Source organism: Synechococcus sp. 8F6 (genome assembly GCF_002252665.1).
Classification (GTDB): domain Bacteria; phylum Cyanobacteriota; class Cyanobacteriia; order PCC-6307; family Cyanobiaceae; genus Cyanobium_A.
The window spans coordinates 85,439-112,075 of the sequence record NZ_NQKZ01000002.1; the positions used below are offsets into that span (position 1 = coordinate 85,439).

The window sequence follows — 26,637 nt, forward strand, 5'->3', positions numbered from 1 at the left end:
CACCGCATCAACACTCGCCGCATCCGAACTTCACGCGCGCAACCGCAGCTGGCTCGAAGCCATGGCAGCCAGCCCCGACGCCACCACCCGACTGCTGTGGCGCAATGCCCTGGTGGAGCACAACCTGGCCCTGGTGCGCATGGTGGCCCAGCGCCACACCCGCCGCAGTGGCCAGCCCTTCGACGACCTAGTGTCGGCCGGAGGCTTTGGCCTGATCCGGGCCGTGGAGGCCTTCGACCTGCGCCAGCGCTGCAACTTCAGCAGCTTCGCCGTGCCCTACATCGAAGGGGCCATGCGCCACGACGTGCGCGACCACGGCCAACCGCTACACACACCGCGGCGGCTGCGGGAACTGCAGCAACGGGCCCGGCGCCTGCAGGAGCAGCGCCGCGGCCAGGGTCTGGCTCCCCTGCAAACGGCCCAGCTCGCCGAGGAGCTTGGCTGCACCCCGACCCAGCTCCAGGAGGCCGCAGCGGTCCAGCGAGCCCTGCAGGTGCGCAGCCTCGATGCCCCGCTGTCCGGCAGCGATGGTGAGGAGGCTGGCTGCCTTCTGGATCAACTGGCCGCTGGCAGCACCACCCATGACGCCGACAGCACAGCGGGTTGTGCAACGGGTTGTTCAACAGGCTGGGCAACAGCAGGAGCAACACCCCACACCGAACCAGACACCGAATCAGACACAGACGCAGACTCAGAGCAGCAGCTGCAGTGCCGCTGGTTGCACAGCCAGCTCACCCGCCTCAACCAGCTGGAGCAGCGGCTGCTGGAGGGGCGCTGGATGGAGGGCCTGAGCTGGAGCGAGCTGGCCCTTGAGCTGCGGCTCACCAGTCGCCAGGCCAGGGTCCGGGGGGATGCCCTGCTGGCTTGGCTTCAGGAGGCCGCCGCCAGCACCAGCGGAGCCAGCAGCAGCGGAGCCAGTGCCATGGCGAGCAGGGCGGCAATCGCCGTCTGAATCCCATTCACCAGTTCGTTGCTAAGCCAGGCCCAGCGCTGCTGGGCACTGGCGCCGATCAGGCTTTCAATCAGGGTGGCCGCCAGTCCCACCAGGGTGATCAGCAGCCAGACGGCTCCTGGGTTGACGGCACTGGAACTGACCGAACTGGTGCTGACCCAACTGCCAGCCCCCAGGCCGAGCACGAGCATCAGCGCCGCCATCAGGCCGCTGCCCGCGAGGCTGGCGGCGGTGCCCTCGAGGCTGATCGCCCCTTCGGTGCCCGGCGGCACGGGACGCAGGGAGGTGATCAGCACCGTGTGGCGCCCCCAGCGCTTGCCGATCTCGCTGCCGCAGGTGTCGGCCAACTTGGCGGCGAAGCTGGCGGCAAAGCCGAGCAACAGCAAGGGCTGCCAAGACGGCGGCGCCAGCACCGCCGCCATCGCCAGCAGGGCGCCGGTGGCCGCCGAACCCCAGACGTTCTCCGGACCCCGTACCCCACCGCGCCCCTCCGCCAGACCGCGGGCCTGCTTGGTGCGGAAGCCGAGGCGGGTCACCAGGGATCCCAGGGCCAAATAGAGCACCACCGCCAGCCAACCCTTCAGCCCAAGGCAGCCCCACAGCAGGCTGCCGAGGATGCCGGCGTGCACCCAGCCAGCCCGGGTGAGCAGGGGCAGGCGCTGGGCCACGCCGATCAACAGGGTGTTCAGGGCCAGGGCCACCAACCAGTGGCTCCAGGTCTGGGGGGCCACCAGGGCTGGGGCGGGGATCGGCACGGGGCGGCGACGGCGCCATCAAAGTGTGTTGCACAGCGCGACCGGTGACGCAGCTGGGGAGCGGGGCAGCGGATAATCGACCTACGACGCTGCTGCCGTGATGGTGTTCAACCGCAAGGCCTCCTTCTTCCTAGACCTGGGCAGTGAAGGCGCCGAACCGGCCAAGGTGGCCATCGCCGAACCCAAAGCCCAGCAACCCAAAACACCACCAGCCAAGTCAGCCGAAGGCCAGAGCGCGCCGGTCACAATCACCGCGGCTACCCCCGCGCCCAGCCAGGCGTCCCCCAGCGCAGAGGCCGCCGCCGGCAGCAGCCGCCTCACCACGGCCGAAGCCATTGCCGCTGAGCTGCGGGCGGCCCAGGAGGCCCTGCCCCCGCCCAGCAACGCCACCTTTGCCCCCGACTGCCTCAATCCGGCCAACACCCTGCGCAGCCGCCGCCGCCTGGCTGGCGCCAACCTGGCCGGCTTCAAGGAGATGGCCTCCGGCATGTTCCGCAACTAGGGCAACCGCTGGGCACGCCAGTGGCTGAGCAGGGCTGCTGCAGCCACGGCGGCCGTGCTGCAGCGCAGTATTGTGTCGCCCAGGCTCACGGCTTGCCAGCCGTGCTCCCGGGCCAGGTCCTCTTCCTGCGACGTCCAACCACCCTCCGGTCCAATCGCCACCGTCAGGGCTCCTGGCAGGCCATCGGGTGTGGAACCGAGATCTGCCAACGCCTCCGCCAACAGGGGCGTGCTGCTCTGGCGTGTGGTGCAGAGCCATCCCCGGCCTGGGCCGCCTGGCGGTGGCCCCCCCAGCAGCTCCTGAGCCGGCAGCGATGGGGCCAGCACGGGCAGCCAGAGCCGCTCGCATTGCTCCAGCGCCTCCCGCAGGATGGTGCCTGAGCGGCCAGGCGTGAGGGGTTCGGGGTCGACGCTCCGCTCGGCCTGCAGGGGGATCAGCCGGTCGATCCCCAGTTCGCAGACCATGCGCAGCAGCACATCGGCATCCCGCCGGGGCAGGGCCACCGCCAGCTCCAGGGGCACCGCCGGCGGCGGCTCCATCTGCAACGGAGCCGCCAGGAGTTGCTCCAGTTGGGCGCGATCGTTGGCTTGCAACACCGCACTCCAGAGCCGGCCGGCCCCGTCCACCACCGCGAAGCGATCGCCGGGGCGCAACCGCAACACGCGGCCGAGGTAGTGGCCCTCGGCCCGTTCGAGGCTGAGGGCCAGGGCGCCCGATCCAGCCGCAGCAGCAGCCAGGCGCTCCGGGGCGATCAGCAGGCGTCGCAGTTCGCGAGCCACAGCGCCGGCTAGCTCCAGGCCTCGTTGCCGGACGCATCTTCTTCCTCAGCGTCAGCGTCCTCGTCGGCGTGCTCGTCCTGATCATCGATGGCATCCAGGCCCGCAAACATCGCTTCGGGCTGCTCCTCAATCGGCCAGTCGTCATTGAGGCCGCCGATCAGCAACTCCTCGATCTCCAGCACGTCGTTGTTGAGCTGACCCAGAGCATTGATCAACACATCCAGGGCGAAGGCATCGCTGGTGCCCAGGTCCACCCAACAGCGGGCCCAGTCGTCCTGGTATTCCATCGGGCCCATGTTGTGCATCAGGGCCGGCAAGGCGGACGCTGCCGCCTCATGGCTGTAGGCCATCCAGCCCAGCTCCTCCCCCTCCTCATGGGCTTGGAGGTTTTCGGCGTTGAAGCCGCCCAGCTTGCCCAGGAAAAACCAGCTGTCGAAAGCGGTTTCCAGATAGCCCCGCTCCCCTGAGCCCAGGGGATGGGGGAAGCGCATCCAGATCCAGCAATTAAAGGGGTTGAACTCGCGGAAGCGCACCTCCATGGCAGAGCGGGATCGGGGGGAAGACTGGCTCCATCAAACACGCCCGGCGGCATGCTGGGTCGATGCTCGAGCTGCGCAACGTCTGCTATCAGCCCGCTACGGCGCAGGAACCGGTGCTCAAAGGCGTCAACTTGACCCTGCCGGTGGGCCGCGCCGTGCTGGTGGCCGGCCGCAGCGGCAGTGGCAAAACGACCCTATTGGAGGTGATCAGCGGCCTGGCCGAGGCCTCCGCCGGCCAGCTGCTCTGGGATGGACAGCCCCTCAACGGCCGCCAACGCCGCTGGCTGTGCGGCCTGGTGTTTCAATTTCCGGAGCGCCATTTCCTCGGCCTCAGCGTGGGCCAGGAGCTCAAGCTCGGCCACCGGCGGCTGACGGCCGAGCAGGCCCAGAACGCACTGCAGCTGGTGGGGCTGGAGGGCCTCTCGCTGCAGCAGGCGCCAGAGCAGCTCAGCGGCGGCCAGCAGCGGCGGCTCGCCCTGGCAGTGCAGCTGTTGCGCAATCCTCAGGTGCTGCTGCTGGATGAGCCCACCGCCGGCCTCGACTGGGCCGTGCGACGCGAGGTGCTGGAGCTGCTGGCCGCCCTGGCCGAGGAGCGGGCCGTGCTGGTGGTGACCCACGAACCCGAGCTGTTCAGAGGCGTGATCGATGGGGGCTGGCGGCTGGAGGCGGGCCAGCTGAGTGAGCTCCGTACGATGCCTTCACATCGAAACGGCGAGCCTTGAGCGATCAGCTGCTGCGGGCCACGGCCGCCGGCGGGGGCATCCGGATGGTGGCGGTGAGCACCACCCACACCAGCCGCACCGCCCAGGAGCGCCACGGCCTCTCCTTCCTCACCACGGCCCTGCTGGGCCGTGCCATGACGGCGGGGCTGCTGCTGGCCAGCTCGATGAAGGTGGCCCATGGCCGCGTCAACCTGCGCATCCAGTCGGACGGCCCGCTGCGGGGGCTGATGGTGGATGCGGGCCGCGACGGCAGCGTGCGCGGCTATGTGGGCCATCCCGGCCTGGAGCTGGATCTGGTGAGCGAGCCCGACGGGCTGCATCACTTCGATTTCCGCACCGCCACCGGCACCGGCTATCTCCACGTGGTGCGGGATCTGGGCGAAGGCGAGCCGTTCAGCTCCACCGTTGAGCTGGTGAGCGGTGGCATCGGCGACGATCTGGCCTCCTACCTGCTGCATTCGGAGCAAACCCCCTCGGCGGTGTTCGTCGGCGAGCAGATCGACAGCAGCGGCGTGCGCTGCAGCGGTGGCGTGCTGGTGCAGGTGCTGCCCAAGGCTGCCCGGGAACCGGCCCTGGTGGCCCTGCTGGAAGAGCGCTGCCGCGAGGTGCAGCACTTCAGCCAGCGGCTGGCCGCCTGCGAGGGGCAGCTGCATAGCCTGCTGGAGGACATCTTCCCCGACCTCGATCCCCAACCTCTCGACGACCGTGCAGCCTGCACGCCGGTGCGCTTCCACTGCCCCTGCAGCCGCGAGCGCAGCGTCGGTGCCCTCAAGCTGCTGGGCCACGACGAACTCAGCGCCATGCTGGCCGAAGACGGCAAGGCTGAACTCACCTGCCACTTCTGCAGCGCGGTGTACGAGGTGGGTGGAGGCGAGCTCCAGGAGCTGATCGACGAGCTCACCCCCGCCTGATGGCGGGAAGCAGCAGCTGGGCCGTGGCCTGGTAGATCCGGTCCTCCAATAACGAGAGGATCGACTGGCCCGGCACCATCTCACCGGTGCCATCCAGCAGGCGAATGATCAGGTTCAGATGTTGCAGGGCAGAGCGGGTGTCCGGATCGCGCAGGTCAACCTGCCAAGGCCGATGCAGGTCGAGCAGGGCTCGCTCCAGGCTGAGGGCGCGATCCTGCTCCACCAGATAACGCGCTAAGAGGGGCCGATTGAGGTTGTAGGCAATGCCAACGTGAGGGTGGGTGCGCACCTTCATCGCCTCGCCCGGCAGATACATGAGCGAGCGGCCCGCTTCAGCCGAAAACGAGCGACCACCAATGCGGTAGTCGATCCGGCCGAGCTGCAGAAACGCCATCACGGCCTCGTGGTGGTCATCCACCAGGGCAGCCGTGGGCGTGCAGGCCATCGCCGTAAGGCCGATGTCACCCACCAGGCGCAGGGCCGAGCGCTGGGCCAGCGTCACGCGGTTGGCGCAGGGCTCGAGCCGACGCAGGTTCATCGCCAGCGAGAGCCTCTCGTGCAGCTCATCCAGGTTGTCGAACAGCTGGGCCTCGCCATCGCCGAACGGCAACTGGGCGACGGCCACCCAGCCCGCTGAATCAACAACTGGGCCCAGACCGTGCATGGTGCTCAGCTGCGCTCGTTACCGATCAACAGGGCCCCCAGCAGCAACAGCAGCAGAGCCGGCAGGCTCTGAACCTGCAGGGGCGTCAGAGGCAGGCCCAGGGGCAGGCTGGTGGAGAGGGCACCGGCCAGAATCGCTCCAACCAACAGGCCAAGGCAGAGCAGGCCAAAGCCCCAGCCCACAGCTGCCAGAAAGCGGCGATTCCGCCACTGCAGGTTGATCACCGCCATGGCAGTGGCCAGGGCTAGCACCAGATCCGGGGGGAAACCCGGAGCCAACAGCAGCAGGAGCAGCAACACCCCGGCGGTCGCCAGCGGGAACCACCGCTCCCGGCCACTGGCCAAGGCGAGGCCCGGCAACTTGAGCTGGGGCGCTGCCATCCGAGGCAGGGGCAGCTGGGGCAGCGCCGGCACCGCCAACTGCGGCGGTGGCGGGGCCAATTGTTCGCGCTGGGAGGCGGATTTGGCGGCACTGCTGACACGGCCCTGTTGACGCTCCTTGAGCCGCTCCATCAACACAGCGTCGTAGGCCGCCTCAATGCGGGAGCGGGCCATCGTGTCATCGCCTACCTCCTCAAGGCGGGCCAGTTTGGCAGCCTGCACCGCATCGAAACTGGCATCAGACGAAACACCCAACCGCTCATAGGGGCCCGAGGGGTCGGCCGCCGGAGAGGGCTGATCGGAGCGTTGGGTCATGACGAGCCGCGCCGCGGCACCAGGGAGATCGCAGGACGTTGCCTGGACTAGAGCGTATCGAGACTTGGCTAAAAAAGGGGCTCACTGCAGCGGAAACCCGCTTCGAGCTGCAAACGGCGGCGGCAGTGTTCCGCCTCTTCTGCACCGAGGCGCTTGCGGTGCTTGAGCAGGGGCAACTGGGGGGGAAGGTGGCTCCCCTCCCGCATCTCCACGGTGGTCGCACCGATGGGTCCCTGGGCGGGCAGGAAACTCACGTAATCGCAGCCCCCGTCCGGGCGGGGACGCACCAGCCAGAGCGGCTTGGGCATCGCTGTAATGGTTTGTTACGCATCAGTTTGGCGCGCTCCCTGGCTGGCCGTGGACCCACCTGCCCCTAGAGCCCGATCGGCTCAACCCCACTCACCACCGGCGCCACGGCGCTCAACTCCAGCTCCGGATGCTCCTCCAAGAGCTGGTTGAGGTTCCAGTCGTTCTTGAACAGCAGCACCGGCCGCCTCCAGGCGTCGCGCACGGTTTTGCAGTTGAAAATCCGCCCCACCTTTTCAAGCTCGCTCCAGCCACCCACCACCCAGCGGGCCACCGCGAAGCCCAGGGGCTCCAGGCGCGTCTGCACGCCGTATTCATGCTCGAGGCGGTACTGGACCACCTCGAGCTGCAGCTGGCCCACCGCCGCCAGGATCGGATCGCGCTTGCTCTCGTCGGTGTCGTAGAGGATCTGCACCGCTCCCTCCTCCCGCAGCTCGTTCACCCCCTTGCGGAAGCTCTTGAAGGCCGAAGGGTTGGGGTTGCGCAGCCAGGCGAAGATCTCAGGGCTGAAGCAGGGAATGCCCTCGTATTCCACCTTGGGGCCGAGATAGAGGGTGTCGCCGATGGCGAACATGCCGGGGTTGTTCAGGCCGATCACATCGCCGGGGTAGGCGTCCTCCACCACCTCGCGGTCCTGGCCGAACAGCTTCTGGGGGCGCGAGAGGCGAATCGCCTTGCCGGTGCGGGCGTGCTGCACCGTCATGTCCTTTTCAAACTTGCCGGAGCACACCCGCACAAACGCCACCCGGTCGCGGTGGCGGGGATCCATGTTGGCCTGCAGCTTGAACACAAAACCGCTGAAACCCGCCGCCACCGGCTCAATTTCACCGGCGCTGCTGGCGCGGGCGATGGGTTTTTGGGCCAGCTCCAGAAAGGCATCGAGAAACGGCCGCACGCCGAAGTTGGTCATGGCCGAGCCGAAAAACACGGGGCTGAGCTCACCGGCATGCACCAGCTCCAGGTCGAGGTCGGCACCAGCCCCCTCCAGCAACTCCAGTTCCTCCAGGGCCTGAGCCAGCAGTTCCGGCTCCACGGCACCTGAGTCGCGGGCCTCCTGCACCGACAGCACCTTTTCCTCGCTCTGGCGTCCCCGCTCGGCCCGCTCAAACAGGATCACGTCATGGCTGCGCCGGTCGATCACACCGCGGAAGCGGTCGCCGCTGCCGATCGGCCAGTTCACCGGCCAGCAGGCCAGGCCCAGCTCCTGCTCGATCTCATCGATCAGTTCGAGCGGCTCCCGGCCCGGCCGGTCCATCTTGTTGATGAAGGTGAAGATCGGGATGCTCCGCATCCGGCACACCTCAAACAATTTGCGGGTCTGGGGCTCGAGCCCCTTGGCCGCGTCCTCGAGCATCACCGCGTTGTCGGCGGCCGCAAGGGTGCGATAGGTGTCTTCGGAGAAGTCCTGGTGGCCTGGGGTGTCGAGCAGGTTGACCGTGCTGCCCGAGTAGTCGAACTGCAGCACGGTGGAGGTGATCGAGATGCCGCGCTGTTTCTCCAGCTCCATCCAGTCGGAGGTCACCTTCCGCTGCTCCCCCTTGGCCTTCACGGCACCGGCTTGCTGGATGGCACCGCCGTAAAGCAGCAGCTTTTCGGTGAGGGTGGTCTTGCCCGCGTCCGGGTGGGAAATGATTGCGAAATTGCGGCGCCGGGCCACGGCCTCGGCCAAGGCCGCCAGTTCGGGAGAGCTCGTCATGGGGTCAGCCTGCCAGGCCATTCACGCGATGCGCCCCCACACCTCCAGGTAGCGCTGCTGCCGCGGCGCCACCTGCAGCTGTCCCGCCAATCCCGCCTGCTCAAGCTGCCCCACCACCTCCTCAGGCGTGAAGGCGGCATGCAGGGAGGCCCGGTAGTCGTGGCGCAACACCTCCGGGGCACCCCCCATCTGCTCGGCCACCAGGGCCTCCACCGCCGCGGGGCTGGCAGGGCGGCGCAGATCCTGCACAACCACAAAGGCCCCTGGTGCTGCCAGCTGGGCCACGGCCCGCCAAAGCCCCCCCGGATCATGCAGATGGTGCAACAGGCTGTTGCTCACCACCGCCGAGAAGGCAGCGGCCAGGGGGCCCGGCTCGGCCAGGGGCAGCAGTGCCTGCTGAAACTGCAGCCGTTCTGCCAGCCCAGGCTCAGCCGCAAGCCGCTCCTGGGCCAGGGCCAGCATCCGCGGCGCGCCATCGAGTCCGAGCACGCGCGCCAGCGGCCAGCGCCGAGCCAGGCGGAGGCTGATGTTGCCGGGGCCGCAGCCCAGATCCACCAGCCGCCCGCCGGGATCACCGCCGCAGAGCGCCGATAGGCGATCCAGCATCGCCTGGTCGGAGGCGTCGAAATCGGCGGCGCCATAGGCCTGCACCTGGTCGGCCCCATTCATCAATTCCGACTCGGGGATTCGCTGCATCGGCACACCACACCTGCCTTGCCAGTCTGGGGGCGCCGGCGGGGCCGCGCACTGTTGCTGGTGTCAACGCTGTCTTGCACACCCCACTGGTGGCGTTATGGTTCAGCTCACCATCAGGCCATACCACCTGTGACCCTCTCCGCTACGCCCCCCACAGCCGCCAGTGCTGAGAAGGCCTTTGCCGCCCCCAGCGGCAGACCGGCGGGCGCAGCCCAAGACTTTCCGGCCACCGCTCCTGCAGCCAATCCGGTCTTCTATCGCACCTACAGCCGCAAAACCGAAACTGGCCGGGAGAGCTGGCATCAGGTGGCCGAGCGCAACCTCGGCGGACTGCGCCGCCTGGGTGATCTGAACGATGCGGAAGTGGACCTGCTGTGCCGCATGCAGCAGCAGCAGAAGGCCCTGCCCTCCGGCCGCTGGCTGTGGATCGGTGGCACTGAATGGATCGAGCGCAGCGAAAACTTCTCCGGCTCCTACAACTGCACCTCCACCAACCTGGTGGACTGGGAAGCCTTCGGGTTAATGATGGACCTGGCGATGATGGGCTGCGGCACCGGCGCCATCATTGAGCCCCATCTGATCAACCGTCTGCCGGCGGTCCGCAATCGCCTCAGCGTCACCGGCGTCACCGACATCGGTGCCACCCCAGCGGATCAGCGCCAGGACCACACCAGCCACACCATCGAGGGCAACCGGGTGGCGATCAAGGTGGGCGACACCCGTCGCGGCTGGGTGGACAGCTACCAGCTGCTGCTCAACCTCTGCAGCGACGCGCGCTTCGACGCCAACAGTCCGATTGAGATCGCCGTTGATCTCTCTGATGTGCGCCCGGTCGGCGAAACCCTCAAGGGCTTCGGCGGCATGGCCAACCCGGTGAAGCTGAAGGATCTCTACGGCCGGGTGGCCCAGATCCTCAACAAGGCCCAGGGCCGCCAGCTCACCTCGGTGGAGTGCTGCCTGCTGATCGATGAGGCCGCCGTCACGATCGTGGCCGGCAACATCCGTCGCAGCGCCGGCATGCGCCAATTCAGTGCTGAAGACAACTCCGCCGCCGGCGCCAAGGAGAACCTCTGGCAGCAGGACAGCGAGGGCAACTGGAGCATCGATCCAGAACGCGACGCCCTGCGCATGGCCAACCACACCCGTGTCTTCCACAGCCGCCCCTCACGGGAGACGGTGCTGGAGGCCGTGATCAAGCAGTTCCAGAGCGGGGAGGGCGCAATCCAGTTCGCGCCTGAGGCCATTGCCCGCTCCAACGCCGACCTGCTGACCACCCCCGAACTGCGCACGGAGTTCATCGGCATCTACTGCGACCAGGGCCGCGAGCAAGCCGGCCGCTGGCTCACCACCCACCACCCCGACATCAGCGCCGCTGAGCTGGAGCACCGCCTGGGGCGCTACGGCCTCAACCCCTGCGGCGAAATCCTCGGCGCCGACTTCCACTGCAACCTGGCGGAGATTCACCTCAACCAGATCGATCCAGCCGACCTGGTCGCCCAGGAGGAGGCCTTCCGCGCCGGCGGCCTGGCCGTGGCCTGCCTGCTCAACCACCGCTTCGAGGTGGAGCGCTACCGCCAGAGCCGCGCCTGGGACCCGATCGTGGGCGTGAGCTTCACCGGTCTGTTCGACTTCTTCGTGCACGCCTTCGGCACCCCCTGGCTGCAGTGGTGGGAAGCGGGCCGCCCCAACACGGAAGCGGGCCTGGCCTTCAAGGCCAAGGAGGCCGAATTCCTCAGCCGCTGGAAGGAGATCGTCAACGAGGCCGTGTGGGATTACTGCGATCGCCACGGCCTACGGCGCCCCAACCGCTGCACCACCGTGCAGCCGGCCGGCACCAAGAGCCTGCTCACCGGCGCCTCCCCCGGCTGGCACCCCCCCAAGGCCCAGCGTTTCATCCGCCGCATCACCTTCCGCAAGAACGATCCGGTGGCGCTGGCCTGCATGGACTACGGCTACACGATCGTGCCGAGCCAGAGCGACAAAGACGAGCAGGGCCGCCTGCTGGACGATCCGTTCGATCCCCGCTGCACCGAGTGGCTGGTGGAGATCCCAACGGAAGTGAGCTGGGCCAACATCCCCGGCGCTGATGCGGTGGAGATCAACAACTTCTCCGCCCTGGCCCAGTTCGACTTCTACATGCAGGTGCAGAAGCACTACACAGCCCACAACACCAGTGCCACGGTGGAGTTCCGCGAAAATGAGATCGAACCTCTGGCCGATGCCATCCACCAGGCGATCGACAACGGCGAGGGCTACATCTCCGCGGCCCTGCTAGCCCGGTTTGATGCCAACGCCACCTTCCCGCGGCTGCCGTTTGAGCCGATCGACCACGCCACCTACCTGCGCCTCAATGCCGAGGTGGCAGCGCGGCGGCGCACCGATTGCTTCTTCGAAGCCCTGCAGCGCTACGACCGCGGCGAATTGGTGGAAGCCGGTCCGGCCGGCTGCGACTCCGACAAGTGCCTGCTGCCTCTTGCGAAGCCGAGCAACAACTGAACGAGTCCAGACCTCCCACCATGAGAAAATAGAAAGAGGTGCGGCAGCAGCCGCACCTTGCACCTGGAGAGGTGGTCGAGTGGTTGATGGCTCCGGTCTTGAAAACCGGCGTGCCGAAAGGCACCGTGGGTTCGAATCCCACCCTCTCCGTTTAATGCCAGCCCGTGTGAGGCAAATCCTCTTGATTCAGTCCTAACCGGGAAGCCGGGTGGACAAAGGCAGGGCGCCAATCACCTGGGGTGGTTCACCAGCCCCAAGCCCAATAGGTGTCTGGGGGCGGTCGGCGCTGGCCCGGTTCAACTCGCGCTCGAGGCTGAGAATGCGCTTCTCACGCAGGCAGTATTTGCAACCACCCATGGTTTGGAGATGCTTCTCAGGGGTGATAGAGATCTCCTTTACCGGATGGCTGGTGCAGCGAATCTTGATCGGCGTCTTGTAGCTCTTGTAAACAATGGCCGAGTAGTCGTATTGATCGCCAAACCGAGAACGCGCCCGTTCCAGAAAGAGCTCTCGACTGATTGGGTTCCCCATGGCCAGGCCCCGATCGCATCAGTCAGGAGGCCAAAGGTTACGGGGGATCAAGCCTGCACCGCCCAGGCCTTCACAGTGCGTGATCCAGTGAAAAAGGGGTGGATTCGAGGCCACAACGGAGCTCCTCCCTACGGTGCCATTGAGCGCCATGAAGGGAGTGGTGATCAGGCAGGGAGGAATCCCTGCTTTTTTATGGGATCCCGGTGCCAGTCTGGAACACCATTGCCCCACCGTCTGCCGCCCATGGCCCCCGAGTCTCCCCAGCGTCCAGCCTGGTTGAACTGGCTGTTCCTGCTGGCCTTCCTGTGGAGCTCTTACCAACTGGCGGGGCTGTGGTTCCAGCGGCTGCACAGCTGACATCAATGGTTGTGGGCGAAGAAAGCGTTGTTGCGCGCCTCGAGGACTGGCCCCCCGGATCAACGGCGGGGCGAGGGCTGGGGCAAGAAGGCCCGCACCAGACGGATCAGTCCCGCCGCCACCAGGCCGAGGGCCGCGATGGCGACCAGCACCAGCAGCACCACGGCCAGCAACTGCAGCAAACCCCAGAGTGCCTGCTGCACCCCTCCGATCAGGTTGGCCAAGGCGGTGCTGAGCACCAGGAACGTGTCGAAGCGCTCGGGCAACTGCAAGAGGACGATCAGCAAGCCCACCCCGGCTGCCCCCAACAGCAGGGCAATGCAGACCTGTCGCCAGCGGACTGGCCGGCGGCGGCGGCGAAACACCCGCCGCGTCGAGGTGCCGGTGGCCGGAAGCTGCAGGGCACGGCGGCGGGGAGACGTCATACCTCGAGGGCGTAGCCGGCACCGCGCATCCAGCGCTCAAATTCCATCAACACCAGCTCGTTGGGGCAATCGATCAACGAGAGATCAACCACGGTGCAATCCCCCTGACCGCCGTGGTGCAGAGACAGGCGAAAATCATCGCCGCTGAGTCCACAGACCTCCGGATCGCTGCGCACCACCACATCCAGGGCCGCTCCAAGCCGCGCCACCCTGATCCGCAGTTCCGACCAGGTCATCGCCGCCATGGACTCTTTGTCGCTCAGTGTGGCCAGCCGACCGGCAACGTCAAGGGGAAGGAGTCGCACCCCGGGCCGGCTGACTGGACTCCGGCCGGCCAGGGGCGGCGGCGGGCTTGGGCTCGGGGATCAGCAAACCCAGGCCCGAGGCCAGGGCCAGGGCCAACACACCGCCCAGCGGCGCCGCCAGGCGCTGGGCAAGGGGGCGCCGCTCCAGCAGTTCGCGGGCCCGCAGGGGCACCGGAGCGGGCAACTCCAGGGGCAGCTGCAGGCGCGCGTCGAGCCGCAGCTGATCGAGCACCCGCACCAGATCAGCCAGCTCAGCGTCATCGAGGGCGAGCTGCAGGGGCGGTGTGTCGGGCTGGCTGCTGCGCAACAGCAGGCTGTGGCCCCCCTCGGAGGCAGGGCCAATCTCCACAGGCTGGGGCTCGGCACCGAAGCGCCGCGGCACGCCGCTGATCAGGTAGCGGGCATAGGGCAGCACCACCTGCATCAGCGCCAACAGGTGCTCTTTGCGGCCTTCCAGCTCGGGGCGTCCCGCCCACTGCAAGGACCAGCCCGTGATGATGCCGAGAGCAGCACCGCTCTGGCCCACCGACACATCCGGCAGGCCCTCCACCTTGAGACGGCAGCTGAGTTGGTCGAACTGCAGGATCTGCTTCATGGGTTGACCTGCTTCATGACTGGGCATCGAGGAGGCTGGCCCGCAGGCGCTCAAAGCCGCCCACACCGGAACCCAGCGAGAGGGCCTGCACCAGCAGCCGCGCCTGGCGGGCGCCGCCCTCTGGATCCAGCAACAGTTGCACGCCGCTGCGGCGGGGGTTCATCCGCTCGCGAATCAATTCGGCCAGGCGGCCGCGAAACAGGGCCCAGCGCTGGCTCAGCACCTCGGGCGGCTCGGCCGTGGAGAGCAGGCCGCGCAGCAACGGGTAGAGGCGATCGGCCAGGGCGCAGAGGATGCGGATCAGGGCATCGGTTTCCGCTGGCTCCAGCGCACCGCGGCGGGTGGTGCGGCGCAGGGGGTTGGTGCAGCGACGCTTCCACAGCTCCACCCGGTTGGGGAAGAGGCTGGTGAAACCCATCTGCTCACTCATCCACACCATCGCCTCACCGCCGTTGAGGTCGAGGGCCTCCACGCTGAGCAAGAGCAGGTCGAGGCGTTCCAGGCCCCGGCGGGGAAGCCGGGCGCTGGATTCCGGCGCGGTTGGGTCCTGGGGCATGGCTGCGATGATGCCAGCAAGTGCACCCACCCGTCACGTCCATGGCTCCAGACCTGCGGGAATTCGTGCGGGATGTGCCTGATTTCCCCAAGCCCGGCATCCTGTTTCGCGACCTGACACCCCTGATGCGCGACCCCGACGGCTGGCAGGAGGTGATCCGCCAGCTCACCTCCGTGTGTGAGCGGCTGCAGCCCGACTTGATCGTGGGCATCGAATCGCGCGGCTTCATCGTGGGCACCGCTCTGGCCACGGCCGTGCAGCTGGGCTTTGTGCCGGTGCGCAAGCCCGGCAAGCTGCCGGGCACCGTGACCGGGGTCGACTACGCCCTGGAATACGGCAGCGACCGCCTGGAGATCCACAGCGATGCCCTCGCCGATGGCTCCAAGGTGCTGATCATCGACGACCTTCTGGCCACCGGCGGCACCGCGGCGGCTTGCGCCGAGCTGGTGGCGGCCGCCGGCGGGCAGCTGTGTGGTTTCGGCTTTGTGGCCGAGTTGGCGGCCCTGGAGGGACGGCGCAAGCTGCCTGACGATCAGCCGGTGGAGTCGCTGATCATCTACAGCTGAACTGAGCTGAACTGGAAAACTGAGCCGGGCGGGCCCTAGGGGTTGCTGTCCTGCCAGGCCAGCAGGGCATCGAACTGCTCGAGGCTGATCAGGCCAAAGCGCCAGAGCACCACCGGCAGGGGTGCCTGCTCCTGCTGGGCCTGGCGCAGGCCCAGGGCCAGGGCGCTCTCACTCAGGCCGAACTGATGGCGCAGCAACCGCACCAGGGCTGGCGACGGCGGCGGCTGGGAGGTGGTGCTGATCACCATGGGCAGCTCAGCGGGGGATCGAGCGCTTGGAGCACCTCCATGCTGATCAACGCCGCAGCAGCTGGCAAGGGCCTTGGGTCATGGCCGCCAGGCTCAGCTGCCGCAGGGGCGCCAGGCGGGCCAGCAGGAGCAGGGCAAACCGGCGCAGGGCCAGCAGCAGTGGCGCGCGGTTGGAGAAGACACGCACCAGCAGGTCGGTAGCCACCAGGGTGAGCAACAGATCGGGCCAGCGGCGGCGCCCGTAGGCCGCTGGCAGCCGCTCCACAGCCATGCGGCCGGCACGCACCCGCCGGGCCAAACGATGCAGCTGGGCCACGTCGCGCCAGCACAGATTCAGCCCCTGGCCGCCCACCGGATGGCAGCGGTGGCCACTTTCCCCCACCAGCACCGTGCGGCCGCGGTGCAGCCGGCGGGCCAGCAACAACGACACCGGGAAAGCCCGAGGGTCGTCGAGCAGAGCATCGGGTTGGAGCTGATCCGGCAGGGCCCCGGCGAGGGCATCGAGAAAGGCGGCATCGCCCAGGCTCTCGAGCTGACGGCAACGCGGAGCCGGCGCACTCCACACCAGCTGAAACTGCCCTGCCCCCAGGGGCAACACTGCAAACGGCCCTTCCGGACGCAGCAGCTCCCAGGCCTGGTCGTCGGCGCTGCCGCGCAGCTGCACAAGGGCCGTGAGGCAGCTCTGGCGGTAGGGCCACTGAACCACCCCGATGCCGAGGGCGTCGCGGCTGGGGGAATGGGGCCCGTCGGCGGCCACGATCAGATCTGCCGCATTCAGATCAGCCGGGCTCAGATCTGCCGAGCTCAGATCAGCCGGGCGGGCAGGATCCGCTGTTGCCCCCACCCCCAGCTTCAGGCTGATGGCTGGGTGGGCGGCCAGGCGCTCCAGAAGCACGCCGAGCAGGGGACGGTGCAGGGCCACCCAACCCACCGCCGCTCCAGGGGCGGCCGCCAGCCGCCGGCCCAGATCCGCCAGGCCAAAGGGCACCTGCTGATCGATGGCCAGATCCAGCAGCTGCAGGGAGCGGAACGGCACCATGGCCGCTCGGAGCTCCTCCCACAGCCCTAACTGCGCAAGCAGGCGCTGGCTGGAGTGGGTGAAGGCGTAGGCCCGGTTGCGCTCCAGCAGGCTGGCGGCGAGCAACGGGTCGCTGATGGACACCTGCCAGCCGGCATCCGCCAGGGCGAGCGCCGCCAGGGCTCCGGTGGGTCCCGCCCCGTTCACCTGGGCCCGCAACACCGGATTTGAAGGAACCATGGCGGGAGATAGCGCAGCCCAGGGCAGGGGCACAAAAAAGCCGCAGCAAAAGTGCTGCGGCGATGGCTCAGCAGGAGCCTCAGCCGATGCCGAGCAGACCGCGGGTGAAGGATTCACCGCCCAGGGCGAATTCGGTGGCGAGCAGGGCGATGAAGCCGAGCATGGCCATGCGGCCGTTGAGCTTTTCGGCGCGCTCATGGAAGCCCCAGCCGCTCTCGGTGGACACCACTTCCATGCGGGGCTCGGTAGCAAAGGCGTTGAGGCGGCCGCCGTCTTCGGTGGTGACGGTGGCACCGCGGATAGTGGCGGCTTCGATGGAGGGGGTGGTCTGAGTCACGAGGAGCCTCTGGCGTGGCGATGGATGAATTGTAACGCAATATTGCAGCCCATAACGGATCCCGCGCTCATCGTGGCGGGCGAGCCGGGGTGCCCACTGCGAGAAGCCCGTCTCATAGGCGATTTCGGTTTGTTCAACAGGCTGTTGAACAACGTCCAGTTTCCAAAAACAGCCAACACGTCCAACGCCAGGCGGCGCCAGCCACGCATTGGCGTTAGCGGAACCGCTTCAGGCAGAGCTCTTCAAAGGCCGGCCGCAGCAGGAACGGGTACTCGCCCACCCACAGCTTCAGCTGGGGGAGCCAGGCGTCGCTGATCGCCCCCACCCGTGAGAAGTCCTTGCGCTCGCTGAGCACCAGCACCCGCACCACCATGCCGGCCCGGATCTGCTGGTGCTTCTTCTCGAACGGGAAGCGCACCTTGCCGAGATAGCCCTCCTCATCCGCCAGCTCAAGGGTGAGCCAGGTGCGCCGGTTTTCCACCAGCTCGAGGCGGCCGTTGTTGTTGGCCTGCTCGCGGCGCTCCTCAACGATCTCGCGGGTGTAGAGGTCGGCGACCTTACCCTCAAACAGGGCGGCGGCCGGGTAGCGGCGCAGGGTGGCGTTTTTCTGGCCCGCCTCCAGGATCGGCCCCCAGAGCAGGTAGAGGGCAAACACCACGCCCACCACCAGAAACACTGGACCGAACTGACTGGTGAACAACAAGGTCTGGCTGATCAGCAGGGTGATCACGGCGCCGATCACCGAGATCAGCACCCGCTGCAGCACCTTGCGGGGGTTGCCGGTGCAGGCGTTGAACTGCGGTCCAGTGGCGACCGCTGGGATCAAACGCGGCAGTTCACCCGGTCGAAGCGGAATCAACATCAGAGCAACCTCTCCAGGCCATACACCAGGCCACCCAGCTGGCGCACCTTGCGCACCGTAAGCAGCACGCCAGGCATGTAGGCGGAACGATCAATCGTGTCGTGGCGCAGGGTGTAGGTCTCCCCGGGAGCTCCGAACATGACCTCCTGATGGGCCACCAGACCGGGCAGGCGGATGGAGTGGAGCCGCAGGCCGCTCTCGCGCTGGCCGCCGCGGCAGCCAGCCAGGGTTTCGTGCTCCTCCACCTGCTGGCGGTTGAAGGATTTGCCCAGCTCTTCCATCAGCTCGGCGGTCTTGATGCAGGTGCCACTGGGGGCATCGGCCTTGCGGTTGTGGTGCAGCTCGGTGAGCTCAGCGAAGTCGTAGAAGCGGGCGGCGGCGGCGGCGGCCTGCTGCAGCAGCACCATGCCCACCGAGAAGTTGGGGATCACGGCCCCGCCCACCGAGGCTTTGTCGGCAAAGGCGGCAAGATCGGTCAGCTGCTGCGGGCTCAGGCCGGTGGTGCCGATCACGGGATGCACCCCGTAGGCAATCGCGGCGCGGGTGTGCTCATAGACCACCGAGGGGTGGGTGAAATCCACCAGCACCGCCGCGCCACCCTGGCGGGCAGCCTGACTGGCCTGGCAGAGGACCCCCTCGAAATCGGCAGTGATCGCCACCTCCAGCTCGCCCAGCCCGAGTTCGAGGCCCACATCCGTGCCCTCCTTGTCCGGCGTGGTGTCGATCGCCCCCACCAACGCGCAATCCGCCGCGGTCTGCACCGCCTTCACCACTTCGGCGCCCATGCGGCCCAGGGCACCGGCCACCACCACGGGGATCGGCGCCGGCGGAGGCGTGGCAGAGCTGGACATGGCGGCGGTAGCAGTGTTCGCGAGCCTATGGCTCAACGGCGTGCAGCGCTGGCATCCCGGCGCCTCCCTCCGTAGATTCCTTTCCAGTGCTCACTCCCACCGCGCGCATGTTCACGCAGGTCCGCTCCACCAACCGCCGCGTCACCCCGGGCGACGTGAACGGCCGGGCCGTGATGAAGGCCGTGTATGTGGTGCTCGAACCCCAATATCAAAACGCCCTCACCCAGGCCGCCACCTCGCTCAACGCCCAGAACGGCCCCCTGGCGATCGAGCTGAGCGGCTACCTGATCGAGGAGCTGCGCGACCCCCAGAACTACGCCGACTTCCAGGCCGATGTGGCCTCAGCCGATGTGTTCATCGCTTCGCTGATCTTCATTGAGGACCTGGCTCAGAAAGTGGTGGAGGCGGTGGCCCCCCACCGCGACCGGCTCAAGGCGGCGGTGGTGTTCCCCTCCATGCCGGAGGTGATGCGGCTCAACAAGCTCGGCACCTTCTCGATGGCCCAGCTGGGCCAGAGCAAGAGCGCCATCGCCAGCTTCATGAAAAAGCGCAAGGAGGCTGGCGGCGCCGGCTTCCAGGACGCGATGTTGAAGCTGCTCAACACCCTGCCGACGGTTCTCAAATATCTGCCGGTGGAGAAGGCTCAAGACGCCCGCTCCTTCATGCTCAGCTTCCAGTATTGGCTGGGCGGCACGCCAGACAACCTCAGGAATTTCCTGTTGATGCTGGCCGACAAATACGTGTTCCCGAAGGGCGACAGCGACCGCGCCGCCGTGGTGGTGGCCGAGCCCGAGGTGTTTCCCGACCTGGGCATCTGGCACCCCCTGGCGCCGGGGATGTTCGAAGACCTCAAGGAATACCTCAACTGGACCGCCAGCCGCAGCGAGCTATCAGAGGCGGCCCGCAAGGGTCCTGTGATCGGCTTGGTGCTGCAGCGCAGCCACATTGTTACCGGCGATGAGGCCCACTACGTGGCGATCATTCAGGAGCTGGAATACCGCGGCGCCACCGTGATTCCGGTGTTCTGCGGCGGGCTCGACTTCACCAAGCCGGTGAATGCCTTCTTCTACGACCCGCTCAACCCGGACGTGCCCCTGGTGGATGGGGTGGTGTCGCTCACCGGCTTTGCCCTGGTCGGTGGCCCGGCCCGTCAGGACCATCCCAAGGCGATCGAGGTGCTGAAAAAGCTCAACCGCCCCTACATGGTGGCCCTACCGCTGGTGTTCCAGACCACCCAGGAGTGGGAGGAGAGCGACCTGGGCCTGCACCCGGTGCAGGTGGCGCTGCAGATCGCCATCCCCGAACTCGATGGTGCCATCGAGCCGATCGTGCTGAGCGGCCGCGATGACGCCACCGGCAAGGCCCACACCCTGCAGGACCGGGTGGATGCGATCGCCGAGCGGGCGATTCGCTGGGCTTCGCTGCGGGTGAAGCCCCGGGCCGAGAAGAAGCTGGCGATCACCGTGTTCAGCTTTCCGCCCGACAAGGGCAACGTGGGCACCGCCGCCTACCTCGATGTGTTCGGCTCGATCCACCGGGTGCTCGAGGAGATGAAGGCCAAGGGCTACGACGTGCAGGATCTCCCGCACAACTCCAAGGCGCTGATGGAGGCGGTGATCAACGACCCCGAAGCGCTCCAGGGCGCCCCGGAGCTGGCGATCGCCCACCGCATGAGCGTGGAGGAATACGAGCGGCTCACTCCCTATTCCGAGCGGCTCGAAGAAAACTGGGGCAAGCCCCCCGGCAACCTCAACAGCGATGGCACCAACCTGCTGATCTACGGCCGCCACTTCGGCAACGTGTTTGTCGGCGTACAGCCGACGTTTGGCTACGAGGGCGACCCGATGCGGCTGCTCTATTCGCGCAGCGCCAGCCCCCACCACGGCTTTGCCGCCTACTACACCTACCTGGAGAAGGTGTGGCAGGCCGATGCGGTGCTGCACTTCGGCACCCACGGCTCGCTGGAGTTCATGCCCGGCAAGCAGATGGGCATGAGCGAAACCTGCTACCCCGATTCGCTGATCGGCGCCCTGCCCAACCTCTATTACTACGCCGCCAACAACCCGAGCGAGGCCACGATCGCCAAACGGCGCGGCTACGCCTCCACGATCAGCTACCTCACGCCGCCAGCTGAAAACGCTGGCCTCTACAAGGGCCTCAAGGAGCTGGGTGAGCTGGTGGGTTCCTACCAGCAGCTGCGCGAAGGCTCTAGAGGCGTGCAGATCGTCAACGCGATCGTGGAAACGGCGCGCCAGTGCAACCTTGACAAAGACGTGGTGCTGCCCGACGTCGACGGCTCCGAGCTCGACCTCGACGGCCGCGACGGCGTGGTGGGGGCGGTGTACCGCCAACTGATGGAGATCGAGAGCCGGCTGCTGCCCTGCGGTCTGCACACGATCGGCAAGCCTCCCACCGCCGAAGAGGCAATCGCCACCCTGGTGAACATCGCTGCTCTCGAGCGCGAGGAAGACGGTCTGCGCTCCCTGCCAGGCCTGCTGGCCGAGAGCCGGGGCCGCACGATTGCCGACGTCTACAAGGGCAACGACGAGGGCGTGCTCGCCGATGTGGAGCTCAACTGCACCATCACCGAGGTGTGTCGCGCAGCGGTGGGCGCGATGGTGAAGGCCGTCACCGGCGCCGATGGCCGGGTGACCCTGCGCGAAAACTTCGGTTGGCTGTTCAAGCTGCTCGAGCAGTTTGGCTTCAAGCTGCCCAGCCCCTGGCTGAGCGCCTGCCGCAGCGCCGGCTTTGGCGAGGTGGATCAAGCCGAGCTCGACAAATTGTTTGGTTACTTGCGCTTCTGCCTCGAGCAGATCTGCGCCGACATGGAGATGGAGAGCCTGCTCAAGGCCCTCGATGGCGAATACGTGCTGCCCGGCCCGGGCGGCGATCCGATCCGCAACCCCGGCGTGCTGCCCAGCGGCAAGAACATCCACGCCCTTGATCCCCAGTCGATTCCCACCCGCGCCGCGATTGCAGCGGCCAAGGTGGTGGTGGACCGGCTGATCGAGCGCCAGAAGGCGGAGCAGGGCGCCTGGCCCGAAACCATCGCCTGCGTGCTCTGGGGCACCGACAACATCAAGACCTACGGCGAATCGCTGGCCCAGATCCTGTGGTTCATCGGCGTGCGGCCCATGCCCGATTCCCTCGGCCGGGTGAACAAGCTCGAACTGATTTCCCTTGAAGAACTGGGCCGCCCCCGCATCGACGTGGTGGTCAATTGCAGCGGCGTGTTCCGCGACCTGTTCATCAACCAGATGGGCCTGATCGACCAGGGCGTGAAGATGGCGGCCGAGGCCGATGAGCCCCTGGAGATGAACTTCGTGCGGCGTCACGCCCAGGAGCAGGCCGAAGCCCAGGGCGTCTCCCTGCGGGACGCGGCCACCCGGGTGTTCTCCAATGCCAGCGGCAGTTATTCCTCCAACGTCAACCTGGCGGTGGAGAACAGCACCTGGGAGGAGGAGAACGAGCTGCAGGAGATGTACCTCTCGCGCAAAACCTTTGCCTTCAACGCCGATAATCCCGGCGAGATGAACCAGAACCGCGACGTGTTCGAATCGGCGATGAAAACTGCCGATGTGACCTTCCAGAACCTGGATTCTGCCGAGATCTCACTCACCGATGTGAGCCACTACTTCGATTCCGATCCCACCAAGCTGATCCAGGGCCTGCGCGACGACGGCAAGGCACCATCGAGTTACATCGCCGACACCACCACCGCCAATGCCCAGGTGCGCTCACTTAGTGAAACAATTCGGCTCGATTCGCGCACCAAGCTGCTCAACCCCAAGTGGTATGAGGGCATGCTGAACAGCGGCTATGAGGGTGTGCGCGAAGTCGCCAAGCGGCTCAACTTCACCCTGGGTTGGAGTGCCACCAGCGGCGCGGTGGACAACTTCGTGTATGAGGAAGCCAACGACACCTTCATCAACGACCCGGAGATGCGCAAGCGGCTGATGGAGCTCAACCCCCACAGCTTCCGCCGCATCGTGGGCACCCTGCTGGAAGTGAACGGCCGCGGCTACTGGGAAACCAGCGACGAGAACATCGCCCAACTGCAGGAGATCTACCAGGAGATCGAAGACCGGATCGAAGGTGTCACGGAGCCCTGAAGGGCATCGGCCATGCGGGCGGTCTGCGCGATCGGCCCCACGTCATGCACCCGCAGGATCCGCGCCCCCTGGGCGATGGCAAAGCCGCACACCGCCGCCGTGCCCCAGAGCCGCGCCCGAGGCCGGGATTCGTTCAGCACGGCCCCGATGAAGCGCTTGCGTGAGGGGCCCACCAGCAGTGGAAAGCCCTCGCCCGCCAACAGCGCCAGGCCCCGCAGCAGCGCCAGGTTGTGGCCCGTGTCCTTGGCAAAGCCCAGACCCGGATCCCAGATCACCTGAGTGGGGCGCACGCCCGCCGCGATCGCGGTTTCGGTGGCCTCAAGCAGGCCAGCGCGCACCTCCCCCACCACATCGTCGTAGTGCGCCAGTTGATCCATGCTGCGGCTATCGCCGCGGCTGTGCATCAGCACCAGGGGGCACCCCGCCGACGCCGCCAGCCGCAGCAAGGCGGGATCGCGGCGGCCGCCGCTCACATCGTTGATCCAGTGGGCCCCAGCCGCCAGGGCGGCCTCGGCCACGGGGGCGTGAAAGGTGTCGATCGAGAGCAGGGCGTTGGGATGGGCAGCGCGAATCGCGGCCAGGGCCGGCAAAAGCCGCTCCAGCTCCCGCTGCGGCCCCACCTCCTCGGCACCGGGGCGGGTGCTCTGGGCACCCAGATCGAGCAGATCAGCCCCCTGGACCAGCATCAGGCCGGCCTGTCGCACTGCGGCCTCCACACTGGCCAACCTCCCGCCTTCACTGAAGGAGTCGGGGGTGAGGTTAAGCACCCCCATCACGGCAGTGCGCCCACCCCAGGGGAAGCGAGGCTCGCCCATCAGGCGACTCCCCTCAGCGGCCGTAGTTGGCGATGCGGGCGAAGCTCACCGCATCGAGGGAAGCACCACCCACCAGCACGCCGTCGATCTCGCTCTGGGCCATCAGGTCGTCGATGGTGGCCGGATTCACCGAACCGCCGTATTGCACCGTGACACTGGCATTGCCCACCCAGCCGCGGATCAGCCCGCAGATGCGGTTGGCCTCCTCGGCGGCACAGGTTTTGCCGGTACCGATCGCCCAGATAGGCTCATAGGCCACGATCAGCCGAGTGGGGTCCACATCCTCCAGCCCCTGCTCGATCTGGCGGTGAATCACCCGCTCGGTTTCGTTGGACTCGCGCTGGTCGAGGCTCTCGCCCACGCAGAGGATCGGGATCAGGCCATGGATCTGGGCGTTGCGGGCCCGCAGATTGATCTGCTCATCACTCTCGCTGTAGTACTTGCGCGGCTCGCTGTGGCCCACGATCGCGTGGCTGACGCCGTGCTCCACCAGCATCGGCGCCGAGATCATGCCGGTGTAGGCGCCCTGGTCCTCCCAGTGCACGTTCTGACCAGCAATCTGCACCCCGGCCCCCGCGAGGTGGCGGCAGAGGGTGGGAATCGAGGTGAAAGGCGGAGCGATCACAACCTCCCGGTCGTCGGTGAGATCGGCAATCAGCGGTCGGAACGTGGCCGCAAACACCCGCGTCTCAGCGCAGGTCATGTGCATCTTCCAGTTGCCCGCGATCACGGCCTTGCGCACCGGCCCACCCCAACGACGTCAGCAAAACCTAATGGGCCGCCGGTCACTCCCTGAACCCTGGATCAGGGCCGGGCTCTGGGCACCTCACGGGGCGGCGTGAACAACACCTCGCGGCCATCGAGGGCCACCGCATCCCCCAGGGCCAGCTGGCGACCCCGGCGGGTTTCGATGGCGCCATTGACGCGCACATCCCCCCGTTGAATGCGCAGCTTGGCTTCACCGCCGGTGCCCACCAGGCCCTGGTACTTGAGGAATTGATCGAGTTTCAAGGATGAGCCCGCAACGGTGGCGATACCGTGACTGCATGCTTGCACCGTCGCTGGCCGGCTTCCGTCACCTCTGGCCGCTGCTGAAGCCCTACGGCAGGCGCCTGCTGGCCGGGGGTCTGTGCATCCTCATCTACGTGAGCTGTTGGCCGCTGCTGGCCTGGCTGGCCGGTCAGCTCATCCCCGCCATCGGCGCCGGCAACTTCCCAGTGGTGCTGCGCACGATCGCGGCGGCCTTGGGCTTGTTTCTGGTGCAGAAGGCGGCCCAGTTTGGCCAGGACACCCTGCTGGCCGGCCCGGCCCTACGCGTGAGCCAGGAGCTGCGCCGTGGGCTGTTTGCCCGGCTGCAGCGCCTGGAGTTTGGCGCCCTGGAGAAGCTCTCGGCCGGCGACCTCACCTACCGCCTCACCGAAGACGCCGACCGCGTTGGCGAGGTGATCTACAAGATCATCCAAGACACCACCCCCAGCGCCCTGCAATTGGTGGTGGTGCTGGGCTACATGGTGTGGCTCGACTGGCCCCTGGCCCTCGCCACCCTGCTGCTGGCCCCCCTGGTGGTGCTGTTGGTGAGCAGCTTCGGCGCCCGGGTGATGGCGGCGGCCGAGCGCAGCCAGAAGCAGGTGAGCGAGCTGGCCGGCCTGCTGGGTGAGGCGATTGGCGGGCTGCCGCTGGTGCGCGCTTTTGCCGCGGAACCCTGGCTGCAGCAGCGCTTTGACGCCGAGATCGACCTGCACCGCCGAGCCCGCTACCGCACCCTGAAGCTGCTGGCCCTGCAGCATCCGGTGGTGGGCTTCCTGGAGGCCGCCGGCATTCTCACGGTGCTGCTGATCGGCGCCGCCCGCATCCAGGTGGGTGGCCTCAGCAGCCAGGGGTTCAGCAGCTATGTGGCGGCGCTGCTGATGCTGATCGATCCGATCTCCCACCTCACCACCAACTTCAACGAATTCCAGCAGGGCCAGGCCTCGCTGCGTCGGCTGCGGGCCATTGAGGCAGAACCGGTGGAAGCACCCGACAGCCCCACGGCCCAACCTCTCGGGCCCGTGCGTGGCGCGCTGGTGCTCGAGCAGGTGCGCTTCGGCTACAGCCCTGGCCAGCCTGTGCTGCACGACCTCAACCTGGCCGTTGAACCGGGGCAGGTGGTGGCCTTGGTCGGCCCCTCGGGGGCCGGCAAGAGCACCCTGTTTTCGCTGCTGCTGCGCTTCAACACCGCCCAGCAGGGCCGGGTGCTGCTTGATGGCCAAAACCTCGCCGACCTGCGGGCCCGGGACCTGCGCCGGGCGGTGGCCCTGGTGCCCCAGCAGAGCAGCGTGTTTTCGGGCACCGTGGCCGAGGCGATCGCCTTCGGGCGGCCCGCCAGCGAGGCGGCGATCCGGCAGGCCGCCGAGCTGGCCAACGCCGCTGGGTTCATTGAGGCCCTGCCCCAGGGCTACGCCAGCCGCATCGAAGAGCGGGGCAGCAACTTCTCCGGCGGTCAGCTGCAACGCCTGGCCATCGCCCGCGCCGTGCTGGGCAACCCCGCCGTGCTGTTGCTGGATGAAGCCACCAGCGCCCTGGATGCCGAGGCCGAAGAGGCGGTGCAGCGGGGGCTGGAGCAGGCGATGGCGGGACGCACCGTGCTGGTGATCGCCCACCGCCTCGCCACCGTTCAGGGAGCTAACCGGATCCTGGTGCTCGATGGCGGGCGGATCGTGGAGCAAGGCAGTCACAATGCGCTCATGGCGCAGGGAGGCCGCTACCGCGAGCTCTGCGAGCGCCAATTCATTCATCTGCAGACGTGATGACGTGGGAATACCGGGTGATCCACATCAACGTGGAAAGCGGCAATCCACCAGGGCCTCCCTCCCCCGAGGCCGATAGTGAGCGGCTGGGCGGCGCCCTCAGCCCGGAGTTTCTGAAGCAGGAATTCCCCCAGCAGTACGACGCTGCCGCCACCAAGCCACGCCACCCGGCGGAGCAGCTGCAATTTTTCCTCAATGCCCTCGGCAAGGAGAATTGGGAGATGGTGGAGGCAGCCCAGGTGGGGCCCCTGCTGATGTTTTTCTTCAAGCGACCGGCTGGAGTCCCCCCCGTATCCTGAGGAGTCCAGTCATCTGTTTTC

Annotated in this window: 30 protein-coding genes and 1 tRNA gene; 10 read left to right on the top strand and 21 right to left on the bottom strand. The window is 67.3% G+C overall.

The window, feature by feature from the left end; all coding sequences use genetic code 11:
• Positions 1–61 precede the first annotated feature (61 nt).
• Complete coding sequence (locus CJZ78_RS02445; protein WP_158217021.1) at positions 62–952, top strand: sigma-70 family RNA polymerase sigma factor; 891 nt, start codon at positions 62–64, stop codon at positions 950–952.
• On the opposite strand, the gene CJZ78_RS02450 is transcribed toward CJZ78_RS02445, so the two are convergent.
• Entirely contained in the window at positions 871–1,707 is an 837-nt protein-coding gene (locus tag CJZ78_RS02450) for a DUF92 domain-containing protein (protein ID WP_233128420.1), read from the bottom strand. The two genes, CJZ78_RS02445 and CJZ78_RS02450, sit on opposite strands and share 82 nt — an antisense overlap.
• 100 nt (positions 1,708–1,807) lie before the next feature.
• Between CJZ78_RS02450 and CJZ78_RS02455 the strand changes: the two genes are divergently transcribed.
• Positions 1,808–2,209, top strand: coding sequence for a hypothetical protein (locus tag CJZ78_RS02455; RefSeq protein ID WP_094559313.1), 402 nt, complete (start codon positions 1,808–1,810; stop codon positions 2,207–2,209).
• On the opposite strand, the gene CJZ78_RS02460 is transcribed toward CJZ78_RS02455, so the two are convergent.
• Together CJZ78_RS02460 and CJZ78_RS02465 are read right to left on the bottom strand one after the other, a co-directional pair.
• Positions 2,206–2,988: a 16S rRNA (uracil(1498)-N(3))-methyltransferase gene (locus CJZ78_RS02460; RefSeq protein ID WP_094559314.1), complete on the bottom strand. Its 783-nt coding sequence runs from the start codon at positions 2,986–2,988 to the stop codon at positions 2,206–2,208. The genes CJZ78_RS02455 and CJZ78_RS02460 overlap by 4 nt on opposite strands.
• 8 nt (positions 2,989–2,996) lie before the next feature.
• Complete coding sequence (locus CJZ78_RS02465) at positions 2,997–3,527, bottom strand: DUF3531 family protein (protein ID WP_094559315.1); 531 nt, start codon at positions 3,525–3,527, stop codon at positions 2,997–2,999.
• A gap of 62 nt (positions 3,528–3,589) precedes the next feature.
• Here CJZ78_RS02465 and CJZ78_RS02470 point away from each other — a divergent pair, with 62 nt between their 5' ends.
• Both CJZ78_RS02470 and hslO read left to right on the top strand, forming a co-directional pair.
• A complete protein-coding gene (locus CJZ78_RS02470; RefSeq protein ID WP_094559316.1) occupies positions 3,590–4,249 on the top strand; it encodes an ABC transporter ATP-binding protein in 660 nt (219 codons plus the stop codon).
• Positions 4,246–5,160, top strand: a complete 915-nt coding sequence (gene hslO / locus CJZ78_RS02475) for an Hsp33 family molecular chaperone HslO (protein WP_094559317.1) — start codon at positions 4,246–4,248, stop codon at positions 5,158–5,160. The genes CJZ78_RS02470 and hslO overlap by 4 nt, the downstream gene beginning before the upstream one ends.
• On the opposite strand, the gene CJZ78_RS02480 is transcribed toward hslO, so the two are convergent.
• The 5 genes from CJZ78_RS02480 to CJZ78_RS02500 all read right to left on the bottom strand — a co-directional run bounded on the left by CJZ78_RS02480 (position 5,147) and on the right by CJZ78_RS02500 (position 9,217).
• Positions 5,147–5,785 carry a hypothetical protein gene (locus CJZ78_RS02480; protein WP_143592830.1) on the bottom strand — a complete coding sequence of 213 codons (639 nt, stop codon included), beginning with the start codon at positions 5,783–5,785 and terminating at the stop codon, positions 5,147–5,149. The genes hslO and CJZ78_RS02480 overlap by 14 nt on opposite strands.
• Positions 5,786–5,829: 44 nt before the next feature.
• Positions 5,830–6,519: a CPP1-like family protein gene (locus tag CJZ78_RS02485; protein ID WP_094559319.1), complete on the bottom strand. Its 690-nt coding sequence runs from the start codon at positions 6,517–6,519 to the stop codon at positions 5,830–5,832.
• Between the two features lie 68 nt (positions 6,520–6,587).
• A complete protein-coding gene (locus CJZ78_RS02490) occupies positions 6,588–6,827 on the bottom strand; it encodes a hypothetical protein (protein ID WP_094559320.1) in 240 nt (79 codons plus the stop codon).
• A gap of 65 nt (positions 6,828–6,892) precedes the next feature.
• The gene (locus CJZ78_RS02495; protein ID WP_094559460.1) at positions 6,893–8,521 is read right to left on the bottom strand and encodes a peptide chain release factor 3; all 1,629 of its coding nucleotides are present in this window, start codon (positions 8,519–8,521) and stop codon (positions 6,893–6,895) included.
• Positions 8,522–8,542: 21 nt separating this feature from the next.
• The gene (locus CJZ78_RS02500; protein ID WP_094559321.1) at positions 8,543–9,217 is read right to left on the bottom strand and encodes a trans-aconitate 2-methyltransferase; all 675 of its coding nucleotides are present in this window, start codon (positions 9,215–9,217) and stop codon (positions 8,543–8,545) included.
• 129 nt (positions 9,218–9,346) lie between these two features.
• Here CJZ78_RS02500 and nrdJ point away from each other — a divergent pair, with 129 nt between their 5' ends.
• Positions 9,347–11,713, top strand: coding sequence for a ribonucleoside-triphosphate reductase, adenosylcobalamin-dependent (gene nrdJ, locus CJZ78_RS02505; RefSeq protein WP_198953816.1), 2,367 nt, complete (start codon positions 9,347–9,349; stop codon positions 11,711–11,713).
• Between the two features lie 65 nt (positions 11,714–11,778).
• Positions 11,779–11,863 (top strand) — tRNA-Ser (locus CJZ78_RS02510).
• Between the two features lie 42 nt (positions 11,864–11,905).
• Here the strand turns inward: CJZ78_RS02510 and CJZ78_RS02515 are convergent.
• The 5 genes from CJZ78_RS02515 to CJZ78_RS02535 all read right to left on the bottom strand — a co-directional run bounded on the left by CJZ78_RS02515 (position 11,906) and on the right by CJZ78_RS02535 (position 14,482).
• Positions 11,906–12,244 carry a hypothetical protein gene (locus CJZ78_RS02515; protein WP_233128421.1) on the bottom strand — a complete coding sequence of 113 codons (339 nt, stop codon included), beginning with the start codon at positions 12,242–12,244 and terminating at the stop codon, positions 11,906–11,908.
• Positions 12,245–12,660: 416 nt separating this feature from the next.
• Positions 12,661–13,026 (bottom strand): hypothetical protein, encoded by a 366-nt coding sequence (locus CJZ78_RS02520; protein WP_233128422.1) that lies wholly within the window; start codon positions 13,024–13,026, stop codon positions 12,661–12,663.
• Entirely contained in the window at positions 13,023–13,271 is a 249-nt protein-coding gene (locus CJZ78_RS02525; protein ID WP_094559322.1) for a hypothetical protein, read from the bottom strand. Before CJZ78_RS02525 ends, CJZ78_RS02520 begins: the two co-directional genes overlap by 4 nt.
• 40 nt (positions 13,272–13,311) lie before the next feature.
• Positions 13,312–13,926 carry a DUF4335 domain-containing protein gene (locus CJZ78_RS02530; protein ID WP_094559323.1) on the bottom strand — a complete coding sequence of 205 codons (615 nt, stop codon included), beginning with the start codon at positions 13,924–13,926 and terminating at the stop codon, positions 13,312–13,314.
• A gap of 13 nt (positions 13,927–13,939) precedes the next feature.
• Positions 13,940–14,482, bottom strand: a complete 543-nt coding sequence (locus CJZ78_RS02535; RefSeq protein ID WP_094559324.1) for a DUF3038 domain-containing protein — start codon at positions 14,480–14,482, stop codon at positions 13,940–13,942.
• A gap of 41 nt (positions 14,483–14,523) precedes the next feature.
• Between CJZ78_RS02535 and CJZ78_RS02540 the strand changes: the two genes are divergently transcribed.
• Positions 14,524–15,048, top strand: coding sequence for an adenine phosphoribosyltransferase (locus CJZ78_RS02540; protein ID WP_094559325.1), 525 nt, complete (start codon positions 14,524–14,526; stop codon positions 15,046–15,048).
• Between the two features lie 35 nt (positions 15,049–15,083).
• Here the strand turns inward: CJZ78_RS02540 and CJZ78_RS02545 are convergent, their stop codons facing one another.
• The 5 genes from CJZ78_RS02545 to dapB all read right to left on the bottom strand — a co-directional run bounded on the left by CJZ78_RS02545 (position 15,084) and on the right by dapB (position 18,604).
• Positions 15,084–15,296, bottom strand: coding sequence for a DUF2949 domain-containing protein (locus CJZ78_RS02545; protein WP_094559326.1), 213 nt, complete (start codon positions 15,294–15,296; stop codon positions 15,084–15,086).
• Between the two features lie 46 nt (positions 15,297–15,342).
• Entirely contained in the window at positions 15,343–16,554 is a 1,212-nt protein-coding gene (locus tag CJZ78_RS02550) for an FAD-dependent monooxygenase (RefSeq protein WP_094559327.1), read from the bottom strand.
• A gap of 79 nt (positions 16,555–16,633) precedes the next feature.
• A complete protein-coding gene (locus CJZ78_RS02555; RefSeq protein WP_094559328.1) occupies positions 16,634–16,891 on the bottom strand; it encodes a high light inducible protein in 258 nt (85 codons plus the stop codon).
• A 214-nt stretch (positions 16,892–17,105) separates the two neighbouring features.
• Positions 17,106–17,753: a hypothetical protein gene (locus CJZ78_RS02560; RefSeq protein ID WP_094559329.1), complete on the bottom strand. Its 648-nt coding sequence runs from the start codon at positions 17,751–17,753 to the stop codon at positions 17,106–17,108.
• On the bottom strand, positions 17,753–18,604 hold the full coding sequence (gene dapB / locus CJZ78_RS02565) for a 4-hydroxy-tetrahydrodipicolinate reductase (RefSeq protein ID WP_094559330.1): 852 nt from the start codon (positions 18,602–18,604) through the stop codon (positions 17,753–17,755). Before dapB ends, CJZ78_RS02560 begins: the two co-directional genes overlap by 1 nt.
• A 107-nt stretch (positions 18,605–18,711) precedes the next feature.
• Here dapB and CJZ78_RS02570 point away from each other — a divergent pair, with 107 nt between their 5' ends.
• Positions 18,712–22,716: a magnesium chelatase subunit H gene (locus CJZ78_RS02570; RefSeq protein WP_094559331.1), complete on the top strand. Its 4,005-nt coding sequence runs from the start codon at positions 18,712–18,714 to the stop codon at positions 22,714–22,716.
• Here CJZ78_RS02570 and folP read toward each other — a convergent pair.
• The 3 genes from folP to CJZ78_RS02585 form a co-directional block, all read right to left on the bottom strand.
• Positions 22,671–23,531, bottom strand: coding sequence for a dihydropteroate synthase (gene folP, locus CJZ78_RS02575; protein WP_233128423.1), 861 nt, complete (start codon positions 23,529–23,531; stop codon positions 22,671–22,673). The genes CJZ78_RS02570 and folP overlap by 46 nt on opposite strands.
• A gap of 13 nt (positions 23,532–23,544) precedes the next feature.
• The gene (gene tpiA, locus CJZ78_RS02580; protein WP_094559333.1) at positions 23,545–24,273 is read right to left on the bottom strand and encodes a triose-phosphate isomerase; all 729 of its coding nucleotides are present in this window, start codon (positions 24,271–24,273) and stop codon (positions 23,545–23,547) included.
• Positions 24,274–24,335: 62 nt separating this feature from the next.
• Positions 24,336–24,542 carry an RNA-binding S4 domain-containing protein gene (locus CJZ78_RS02585; RefSeq protein ID WP_094559334.1) on the bottom strand — a complete coding sequence of 69 codons (207 nt, stop codon included), beginning with the start codon at positions 24,540–24,542 and terminating at the stop codon, positions 24,336–24,338.
• Positions 24,543–24,577: 35 nt separating this feature from the next.
• On the opposite strand from CJZ78_RS02585, the gene CJZ78_RS02590 reads away from it, so the two are divergent.
• Both CJZ78_RS02590 and CJZ78_RS02595 read left to right on the top strand, forming a co-directional pair.
• Positions 24,578–26,317 carry an ABC transporter ATP-binding protein gene (locus CJZ78_RS02590; protein ID WP_094559335.1) on the top strand — a complete coding sequence of 580 codons (1,740 nt, stop codon included), beginning with the start codon at positions 24,578–24,580 and terminating at the stop codon, positions 26,315–26,317.
• Positions 26,317–26,616, top strand: coding sequence for a hypothetical protein (locus CJZ78_RS02595; RefSeq protein WP_094559336.1), 300 nt, complete (start codon positions 26,317–26,319; stop codon positions 26,614–26,616). Before CJZ78_RS02590 ends, CJZ78_RS02595 begins: the two co-directional genes overlap by 1 nt.
• The last annotated feature ends 21 nt before the right edge of the window (positions 26,617–26,637 follow it).

Excerpts from the sequence above, each read along its gene's own strand:
- CJZ78_RS02560 (WP_094559329.1), bottom strand. The coding sequence starts at position 17,753 with ATGTTGATTCCGCTTCGACCGGGTGAACTGCCGCGTTTGATCCCAGCG.
- folP (WP_233128423.1), bottom strand. The coding sequence starts at position 23,531 with ATGGGCGAGCCTCGCTTCCCCTGGGGTGGGCGCACTGCCGTGATGGGG.
- CJZ78_RS02545 (WP_094559326.1), bottom strand. The coding sequence starts at position 15,296 with ATGGTGATCAGCACCACCTCCCAGCCGCCGCCGTCGCCAGCCCTGGTG.
- CJZ78_RS02495 (WP_094559460.1), bottom strand. The coding sequence starts at position 8,521 with ATGACGAGCTCTCCCGAACTGGCGGCCTTGGCCGAGGCCGTGGCCCGG.
- CJZ78_RS02520 (WP_233128422.1), bottom strand. The coding sequence starts at position 13,026 with ATGACGTCTCCCCGCCGCCGTGCCCTGCAGCTTCCGGCCACCGGCACC.
- CJZ78_RS02595 (WP_094559336.1), top strand. The coding sequence starts at position 26,317 with ATGACGTGGGAATACCGGGTGATCCACATCAACGTGGAAAGCGGCAAT.
- CJZ78_RS02515 (WP_233128421.1), bottom strand. The coding sequence starts at position 12,244 with ATGGGGAACCCAATCAGTCGAGAGCTCTTTCTGGAACGGGCGCGTTCT.
- CJZ78_RS02490 (WP_094559320.1), bottom strand. The coding sequence starts at position 6,827 with ATGCCCAAGCCGCTCTGGCTGGTGCGTCCCCGCCCGGACGGGGGCTGC.
- CJZ78_RS02570 (WP_094559331.1), top strand. The coding sequence starts at position 18,712 with ATGTTCACGCAGGTCCGCTCCACCAACCGCCGCGTCACCCCGGGCGAC.
- CJZ78_RS02530 (WP_094559323.1), bottom strand. The coding sequence starts at position 13,926 with ATGAAGCAGATCCTGCAGTTCGACCAACTCAGCTGCCGTCTCAAGGTG.
- CJZ78_RS02550 (WP_094559327.1), bottom strand. The coding sequence starts at position 16,554 with ATGGTTCCTTCAAATCCGGTGTTGCGGGCCCAGGTGAACGGGGCGGGA.
- CJZ78_RS02525 (WP_094559322.1), bottom strand. The coding sequence starts at position 13,271 with ATGGCGGCGATGACCTGGTCGGAACTGCGGATCAGGGTGGCGCGGCTT.
- dapB (WP_094559330.1), bottom strand. The coding sequence starts at position 18,604 with ATGTCCAGCTCTGCCACGCCTCCGCCGGCGCCGATCCCCGTGGTGGTG.
- CJZ78_RS02465 (WP_094559315.1), bottom strand. The coding sequence starts at position 3,527 with ATGGAGGTGCGCTTCCGCGAGTTCAACCCCTTTAATTGCTGGATCTGG.
- CJZ78_RS02455 (WP_094559313.1), top strand. The coding sequence starts at position 1,808 with ATGGTGTTCAACCGCAAGGCCTCCTTCTTCCTAGACCTGGGCAGTGAA.
- CJZ78_RS02500 (WP_094559321.1), bottom strand. The coding sequence starts at position 9,217 with ATGCAGCGAATCCCCGAGTCGGAATTGATGAATGGGGCCGACCAGGTG.
- CJZ78_RS02470 (WP_094559316.1), top strand. The coding sequence starts at position 3,590 with ATGCTCGAGCTGCGCAACGTCTGCTATCAGCCCGCTACGGCGCAGGAA.
- CJZ78_RS02485 (WP_094559319.1), bottom strand. The coding sequence starts at position 6,519 with ATGACCCAACGCTCCGATCAGCCCTCTCCGGCGGCCGACCCCTCGGGC.
- CJZ78_RS02590 (WP_094559335.1), top strand. The coding sequence starts at position 24,578 with ATGCTTGCACCGTCGCTGGCCGGCTTCCGTCACCTCTGGCCGCTGCTG.
- CJZ78_RS02535 (WP_094559324.1), bottom strand. The coding sequence starts at position 14,482 with ATGCCCCAGGACCCAACCGCGCCGGAATCCAGCGCCCGGCTTCCCCGC.
- CJZ78_RS02540 (WP_094559325.1), top strand. The coding sequence starts at position 14,524 with ATGGCTCCAGACCTGCGGGAATTCGTGCGGGATGTGCCTGATTTCCCC.
- CJZ78_RS02445 (WP_158217021.1), top strand. The coding sequence starts at position 62 with ATGGCAGCCAGCCCCGACGCCACCACCCGACTGCTGTGGCGCAATGCC.